This window comes from Bartonella sp. AP331QHHD (genome assembly GCF_042195905.1).
Taxonomy (GTDB): Bacteria; Pseudomonadota; Alphaproteobacteria; order Rhizobiales; family Rhizobiaceae; genus Bartonella.
In genome coordinates this window covers 1-8,350 of sequence record NZ_JBHIPG010000002.1, presented here as the reverse complement: position 1 = coordinate 8,350, position 8,350 = coordinate 1, and the positions used below count along the sequence as shown (strand labels likewise).

Sequence of the window (8,350 nt, the reverse complement as noted above, 5' to 3'; positions counted from 1 at the left end):
TTTTTTTTAATGGGGCTGTAACAACGGCATTCAGTGCCTCATCTAAAGATATATTGGTAATGGCATGGAATATTGATTCAATTAGTAGTTTTGATCCAGCGCAAACTGTTGAGGTTGTGACGAGTGAGTTATTAACGAATATTTGCAGCGCGTTAGTGCAATATGATGAGCATGATCCTACAAAAATTCGCCCTGCTATGGCAAAATCTTGGGACGTTTTAGACAATGGCAAAAGAATAGTCTTTCATCTTCGTGATGATTTAAAGTTTAATGATGGAAGGATGGCTACAGCGCAAGATTTGGTATGGTCGATGCGACGGATTATTAAATTAGGATTAAGCTATGCTCAATCTTTAATGGATTATGGGTTTACCAAAAACAATATTGAAACAAATATTCAGGCTCTTGATGATAAGACTTTACAATTAAAATTAGATAAACCCTATCCTATTCAGCTCATATTGACTGTTATTGGACAATCTTATGCTTCTGCTTTGCTTGATCGGAAAACAATTGAAGCACAGAGTATTAACGGTGATATGGGGAATAAATATTTAGCAACACATACAGCTTGTGTTGGACCTTATAAATTGGTGAGCTGGTCTCCAGGAGATAAAGTTGTGTTAGAGGCGACACAACATTATTGGGGCGATGTGCCTAAAATTAAGCAGATTGTTGTGCAGCATGTAGCGGATTCATCAAGTCAAAGACTTCTTTTGGAAAAAGGTGATGTGGATATAGTGCGTGATCTTTCTTCAGAGGATATTTTAGATCTTGAAAAAAAAGGAGGCCCAGTCAAAATTAGTCGTGTTTTGCGTCCGCAGATTATTTACTTATCGTTAAATAATAAGAATGCAATTTTTGCGAATGAAAAGGTCAGATTGGCACTTCGTTATTTGGTTGATTATGAAGGTCTTGGAAAAACTGTTTTGAAAGGGATTGCTATTCCTCGGGCAACTTATATGTCTTTAGGTGTTCCAGGTGCTTTAGATGAAAAAGAAGGTTTGCCTTTTCAGTTGGATTTGAAAAAAGCAAAACAACTGATTACTGAAGCTGGTTATCCTAATGGGTTTAAAGCTAATCTTTTAGTTGGAAGCCTTAGTTATATGTCGTCTGTTGCACAGTCTATTCAAGCCAATGCACGCAAAATTGGTGTTGAGCTTACAATTGAAAAAATGGCACAAAATCAATTGTTGAGCCGTGTACGTGGTGGAAATTATGATACTGCTATTATGGGGTGGGGGAGTGCCGATCCTGATGGACATCCTGCTTCATTAAATCACGTGTTTAACCCTGATCCAACATTTACAAAAAAGCACAATATGTATTTAGCTTGGCGCGCTGGGTATTATGATGAAAATATTAATAACATGGTGATGGATGCTTTGTTTGAGAAAGACCCCAATAAGCGTATCATGCAATATCGTACTTTACAGCATTATGTGCTAGAGCATGGTCCTATGGTTTATTTATTTCAGACATATTATACCGTTGGTATGGGGCCTGATGTCAAAAAATGGATTTGGAACAGTTATAGACTTTATTACAATGAAGCAGAAAAATAAAAAGAAGCATGTTATAGAAAAGGATTGTAGAACATGCTTAATAAGAGATTGTTTTGTTATATAAAAAAGTATTTGCTTTATGTTTTGTCGCTACAGAGGGGATTTTTATAATGGTTTTGCCACTTTCAGAGACTGAAAGAGCTGTATCAGAAAAGCAGAAAAAATTATTTTTATGGGATTTTTTATACAAAGGATTGAAACTTCTTATTTCAGTTTTTATCACATTGCTTGGGTTGGTGACGATCACTTTTTTTCTTGGTCATCTTCTTCCTCTAGATCCGGTTCTGTCTATTCTTGGTGATAATATCAGTCAGGAAGCTTATGATGCAATGTATTATAAGCTGGGTCTTGATAAGCCGTTGATTGTCCAATATTGGAAGTATCTTCATAATGTATTTTTGTTTGACTTTGGAGATGCTTTAACTTCTGGGCGACCTGTTCTAGCCGATATTATGCGTGTGTTTCCTGCAACATTAGAGCTTGCAACCGTTGCTATTGTTATTGGCACAAGTCTTGGAATTCCATTTGGTGTTTTTGCAGCAATGTATCGCGATTCATTTATTGATTATGTTGTCCGTGTTTTTACACTTGTAAGTTATTCTACTCCAACATTTTGGCTCGGATTAATGGCGTTGTTAATATTTTACGCCAAGCTTGGCTGGGTTGGTGGCCCAGGACGACTTGATTTTCTTTATGAATATTCTTTTGAACCAAAAACAGGATTTTTCCTTTGGGATACTGCAAGCCAAGGACAATGGGAGGCTTTTGGTAATGTTTTTAGTCACGTTATTATGCCTGCTTTGATCTTGGCTTTCGGTGCTATGGCTTATATTAGCCGTATGACTCGTGGGTTTATGATTGAGCAGCTTAATCAGGAATATATCATTACTGCACGTGTAAAGGGATTATCGTGGGCGCGAACCGTTTGGGGGCATGCCTTTCGAAATGCTGCTGTTCAAATTATTACCGTTGTTGCACTTTCTTATGCTTTTTTATTAGAAGGGGCTGTTTTAACGGAGACAGTTTTTGCTTGGCCTGGTTTTGGACATTACTTGACAAATGCTCTTTTAGCCGGAGATATGAATGCAGTTGTAGGATGTACTTTACTTGTAGGATTTATCTTTGTCGCCATTAATTTATTTTCTGATTTGCTTTATCGCATTTTTGATCCAAGGACACGTTGAATATGACAGTAAGTAATCATCATAAATCGCAATCATCATCTTCTTTGGGTAGTTGGTTAAACGATCCTGTTCCAAACTCCATAATTCAAGCGAACATACAAAGAATTTATCACGCACTGGCTAAGTTTTTTCATAACTTTTCGGCTGTATTCGGTCTGCTTATTATTTGTATTATTATCATATGTGCATTTTTTGCTCCTTGGATTGCTACGCATGATTTTCTTAGCAATGATCTGGGGCATCGGTTGCAGCCACCCTCTATGGCGCATTATTTTGGAACAGATGAATTGGGACGTGATATTTTTAGTCGCCTTGTTTTTGGTTCCCGTATTACTCTTTATGTTGTTTTTCTTACAACAGTTATTGTAGGTCCAATAGGGCTTATTGTTGGAACTGTATCTGGTTATATGGGCGGATGGGTTGATACTGTGCTCATGCGCATTGTCGATATTTTTCTTGCTTTTCCAGGTTTGATTTTAGCTCTTGCATTTTCAGCCGCATTGGGACCAGGGATTGAAAATGCTTCTATTGCAATTTCAATTGCAGCATGGCCACCAATTGCACGTTTAGCACGTGCTGAGACTTTGACAATACGTTCTTCTGATTATGTTTCTGTAGTTCGCCTGCAAGGGGCCTCTGCTTGGCGAATTATTTTGTTTCATGTTGCGCCCATGTGTATTCCTTCAGTGATTGTACGATTAACTTTGGATATGTCTGGAATTATTTTAACGGCTGCTGGTCTTGGTTTTTTAGGGTTGGGAGCTCAACTTCCAAGTCCTGAATGGGGTGCGATGCTTTCTTCAGGGCGGGAATTTATGATGACAAATTGGTGGTTGGCGGCAATACCAGGCTGTGCAATATTATTTGCAAGTCTTGCTTTCAACCTTTTAGGTGATGGTCTTCGTGATGTATTGGATCCACGCAATGGGTAATAAATTATTAGAAGTAGAAGATTTACGTATTTCTTTTCCTACAACGCGCGGCATTTCAGAAGTTGTGCGTGGCGTTAGTTTTTCTGTTGGAAAAGAAAAAATTGGAATTGTTGGTGAATCCGGATCTGGAAAATCGATGACTGGGCGCGCAATACTAAGGTTGAGTCCAAAAGCAGCCATTGTTAAAGCTAAAAAAATGCGCTTTGAGGATGTTGATTTATTGGCCGCAAGTGAACCTCAGATGCGAAAAATCCGTGGGAAACGTATTTCAATGATTTTACAGGATCCCAAATATTCACTTAATCCATTAATACGGATCGGGGAACAGATTATGGAGGCTTACCGTATTCATTACCGTGTTTCAAAAGCTGAAGCGAGGGAGCGCACCATATCTATGTTAGAATCTGTTCATATTCGTGATCCTGAACATGTGATGCGTCTCTTTCCTCATGAAATATCTGGGGGGATGGGGCAGCGCGTGATGATTGCAATGATGCTCATTCCAAAACCTGATTTAATTATTGCTGATGAGCCAACATCTGCACTTGATATTACGGTCAGACGACAAGTTTTATCTGTATTAGATGAACTTGTGACAAAATCTGGAACGGGACTTATTTTCATTAGTCATGATTTAAATATGATTGCTGATTTTTGTGATCGTATTTTGGTGATGTATGCGGGCCGTGTCTTAGAAGAGTTGCCTGCTTCTGATTTGTCTCACGCTTGTCATCCTTATACAAAGGCGTTGCTCGCGAGTTTGCCACGGCTTGATAATCCAGTTGATATTTTGGCTGTTCCTGAGCGTGATCCTGATTGGTTGTATAATCCTACGATTGTTAATGGCGTTGAGGAGGTTCCTCATGACAAATTGTGAGAATATTATTGATGTTTCTAATTTATCTGTAACTTTTGGGCACAGGCATAAGGCAGTAACAGTTGTTAAAAATGTTAATTTTCATATTAAGCGTGGTGAAGCTTATGGTTTGATTGGTGAATCCGGATGTGGAAAGTCAACTATTTTGAATACATTGGTGGGGCTTATTCCAGATTATAGTGGAAAATTCCTTTTTGCTGGACAAGAAGTTGAAAAGAAAAGAAGTAAGGATTTTTTACGCTGTATTCAAATGGTTTTTCAAGATCCTTATGCTTCGCTGCATCCAAGAAAAATGGTCCATACGGTTCTTTCTGAATCGCTCAAAATCCATGGAATGGATAATCAAAGAGAGCGGGTGGAGGATGCTTTAGATTCCGTTGGTTTAGATTCTTCATTTCTTTATCGTTATCCTCATGAGTTGTCTGGAGGGCAGCGTCAGCGTATTGCTCTTGCACGTGCTTTAATTATTGAGCCAGAGGTGTTGTTGCTTGATGAGCCAACATCTGCATTGGATGTGTCGGTACAGGCTGAAATTTTAAACTTGTTGAAATCACTGCGCGTGAGAAAAAAGCTTACTTATTTAATGGTATCCCATGATCTTGCTGTTGTTGCACATATTTGTGAACGTGTTGGAATTATGCATAAAGGGATTATTCTTGAAGAGCTTAGCAATGATGAATTGCGTAATCTACATGCGCAACACGATTATACAAAGGAGTTTTTTGAAGCAAGTATAGAGCCTATTGTCCATAGAGAGCAAAGAGCATGATCAATTTTACAGAAGAGAAAATGCAATTTTATTTGTTTTGAAGTTTCTGGAGATGTTTGGCGGCATTGTTAAGAGGGAAGGGGATAATAGGATTTTTTCAGTATGAATTTTCTGGGCAGTGTTTGAGCTGTAATATTTTAAATCCTATTAGAACTTCCATTTTGAAATATATGAGTGACTTATAACATACATCCCTTTGTTTGATATTATTGCATTATTTTTTACTTATCATTTTATGTTCAAAAGTTTTATTTTGGAATTTTAAGCATTAAATTCGTGAGAAATAACAAACGATAGTAATGTTGTATTTTCTAGAAAAGCTTCTCATTATTTTACAATATCATTTTGTTTTTGGTTGTTCTCTTTTTTACAGTTTTATTCTTTATAAAAAGAATTTTTTGTAAAAAACATCCAATGGTCAATGACTGTCTTCAAATATTTCGCTGTTCTCTATTTAAAAAAGCGCTTAAAAACAGCTTATAATAAACCAAAAAGGCAGCAATATGCTGCCTTTTTGTTAAATTGAATAGGCTATTTTTACAGTCTTGATTTAAAACTGATAGAGTATTCCTCCTGAAAAGCTTGCACCACTTATACCAGTTTTTGAAGCTTTTGTTGATAGCTGACATCACCATGAAGGGAGAGGTTAGCGGACAATTGTGGGCCACCTTCAACGGAACTTCCCGAGGGGTCACATTTATAATACTTATCAATATGGAATGTCTGATCATCACCAAAGGTTTTGATTAAGTTTACTTTTCCATAGAAAGACATAGGACGGCTGTTTTCAGTGGCAATGGTTTTTGTCAAACGTCCACCAACACGGGATTATCCATTGAGAAGGATTTTGCATCTTAATGGTCAGATTATCAGCATCTTTAATGGTATCAAACATCAAATGTTGATAGGCAAGCTGTGCCTGCGGTTCGAATGTTACACCTTGGATACCCGTTGCAAATTGTTTGCTAACAGTTGTGGAGATCGCCAACATTTTTGCATTTTTCAATTTTGCGGTTGTACTAATGAGGGCATTGGTGATCTTTCCCTTTAGGAAGACATAGGATAACAGCGTATCAAGATAGAAACTACTTGTCATGTTGTATGGTTCCATAGGTTGTGAGTAACCATTTTTCCACAGTACTCTTATTTGCATCTTGCATATCTTTTGGGGTGAAAGAGAGTTGCCCGTAGGTTCGGACAAGACCCAAATGTGTTGTAGATATTTTTTCCTTCTGCACGACAAGGTTAATAGCTCCTTGTAGAACAGCATAGTGAAGATCTGCCATTTTCTCCTTGGATGGGGATTTTATTAATAAGTTTGCCGATGTCATTGCTGAAGACAATCTCATCATCCGTGGCTTAAGTGGAGAGCGGGCTGGTCATGTGATCAACAGCTCGGGTCTTTTAGAAGTCGTGTCAGGCGATATGACCTTCGATGTCTCAGCGCTTACCAACATGCGCGAAGGTGGGGTCGAAGTTAGCGATAAAGTGATTTCTCACAGTTACGTGCGAGGAGAATGGAAAGATGTCGAAAATATTGATCATTTACGTATCAAGGAAAATATCGACACCACGATCATTCGTCAGCAGCCTCATTTTACCAATAATGCTGCACAGATTTTAGTAGGACATCATCTGACAATTAATGCCGGTGATATCCGCAATAGCTATAGCTTGATTGCTGCCAATGGCAACATTGAGATGCATGGCGATACGCTGCTCAATGAGGGGCGCGATTTAATCGAAACAACTAAGGTTGTAACGGAAACGCGCTACAGACACAAAGACTGTAATTTTTGGACCAGTCTAGGGTGTATAGCGCATGGTGCAGATGAATGGGATGGTCCTACTTTTACCAAAACAACCGCCCGCACTTATGATGCTGTTTACGGCACGATTGAAGCTGGTGGCACGCTTGATGCCAAGTTGACAGGCTATATTGACAATCATGCGGTGCGTGAGGGGGGTGAGCAAGTTGGCTTAAGCTCTGGCGATAAAGGTTTGGCTGGTGTTAAAAACACCGATTTTGACGGTTCCAAACCACTGATTAGTGATGATCGATTAGACGGTATTATCAATGGTTTGAAAGGGCACAAAGGGCTTTTTGCACCAAGCACAAAAACACCCGCACCAGAATCCATACAGGTGCCAACGCAAGACGGGCTTAGCTCTGTTAAGACAGAATTGGACCAGACCCAATCACCGGATGTGCCGTTTTTAGTCGAGACGCGTCCAGATTTTATCAACCCAAGTAAATTTTTGGGATCGGACTATTACTTAAAAAAGATTGGCAATTATAAGCCTGAGAACGTGTTTAAAAGATTAGGGGATGCTTATTTTGAATATCGTCTGGTGGGTGAGCAAATCTTCGAGCAGACAGGCAATCGCACTCTTCTTGATGTTGAAGATCCTAATGCTCAAATGCAAAGGCTCTATGACAATGCTGTGGAGCAGCAAGGTCCCTTGGGGTTAGTGCTAGGCAAGCCCTTAACGCCTCAGCAAATTGCTGGGATCAAAAAGGATATGATCTGGCTTGAGAACCACCTTGTCGACGGACAAGAGGTCTTGGTACCCCACGTTTATTTGGCACCAAACACTTCTTTAGCACAAGATGTTTATGGGGCAAAAACGCAGCAAGGAAACCTTGCCAGTGCACGTTTGAAAGGCAATGGCGTCACTATAGAGACGGACCGTCTTACCAATAGCGGCACCATATCAAGTAATGGTGCATTGCATGTTTCGACTACGCAAACTTTGTTTAATGATGGTGGTTTTTTGCTTGGCAGCGGTGCTGTAGATCTCAGCAGTGGCGATCTTTTAGCCAATTCTTCCGGTGTTATTCTGGGGGATATCATCACCCTCAATGCGAAGACAATCATTGATGGTACTGCAAAAATCCGTGACACGAATGAATATGGTTTTGTTGATCGCAGTGGGCAGCAGGCTCAAATCATTTCTATACAGGATTTAAACATTCACTCCCTTGGCGATTTAAGCATGACTGGTGGCCAATGGAGCAGTGG

5 protein-coding genes and 2 pseudogenes are annotated in these 8,350 nt (G+C 39.3%); 6 read left to right on the top strand and 1 reads right to left on the bottom strand.

All coding sequences use genetic code 11. The features are described 5' to 3' along the window. The 5 genes from ACFIMS_RS00170 to ACFIMS_RS00150 form a co-directional block, all read left to right on the top strand. On the top strand, positions 1–1,565 hold a 1,565-nt coding region (locus ACFIMS_RS00170), incomplete at its 5' end, for an ABC transporter substrate-binding protein (RefSeq protein WP_375696251.1). 110 nt (positions 1,566–1,675) lie between these two features. Then, positions 1,676–2,749 carry an ABC transporter permease gene (locus ACFIMS_RS00165; RefSeq protein WP_375696250.1) on the top strand — a complete coding sequence of 358 codons (1,074 nt, stop codon included), beginning with the start codon at positions 1,676–1,678 and terminating at the stop codon, positions 2,747–2,749. Between the two features lie 2 nt (positions 2,750–2,751). Continuing rightward, entirely contained in the window at positions 2,752–3,681 is a 930-nt protein-coding gene (locus tag ACFIMS_RS00160; RefSeq protein WP_273790732.1) for an ABC transporter permease, read from the top strand. Beyond that, positions 3,674–4,558 carry an ABC transporter ATP-binding protein gene (locus tag ACFIMS_RS00155; protein WP_273790733.1) on the top strand — a complete coding sequence of 295 codons (885 nt, stop codon included), beginning with the start codon at positions 3,674–3,676 and terminating at the stop codon, positions 4,556–4,558. Before ACFIMS_RS00160 ends, ACFIMS_RS00155 begins: the two co-directional genes overlap by 8 nt. Next, positions 4,545–5,327, top strand: a complete 783-nt coding sequence (locus ACFIMS_RS00150; protein ID WP_273790734.1) for an ABC transporter ATP-binding protein — start codon at positions 4,545–4,547, stop codon at positions 5,325–5,327. Before ACFIMS_RS00155 ends, ACFIMS_RS00150 begins: the two co-directional genes overlap by 14 nt. Before the next feature lie 550 nt (positions 5,328–5,877). Here the strand turns inward: ACFIMS_RS00150 and ACFIMS_RS00145 are convergent. Beyond that, positions 5,878–6,610: pseudogene (locus ACFIMS_RS00145) on the bottom strand (autotransporter domain-containing protein); the annotation flags it as partial. Here ACFIMS_RS00145 and ACFIMS_RS00140 point away from each other — a divergent pair. Beyond that, positions 6,603–8,350, top strand: a pseudogene (locus ACFIMS_RS00140) (filamentous hemagglutinin); the annotation flags it as partial. The pseudogenes ACFIMS_RS00145 and ACFIMS_RS00140 sit on opposite strands and share 8 nt — an antisense overlap.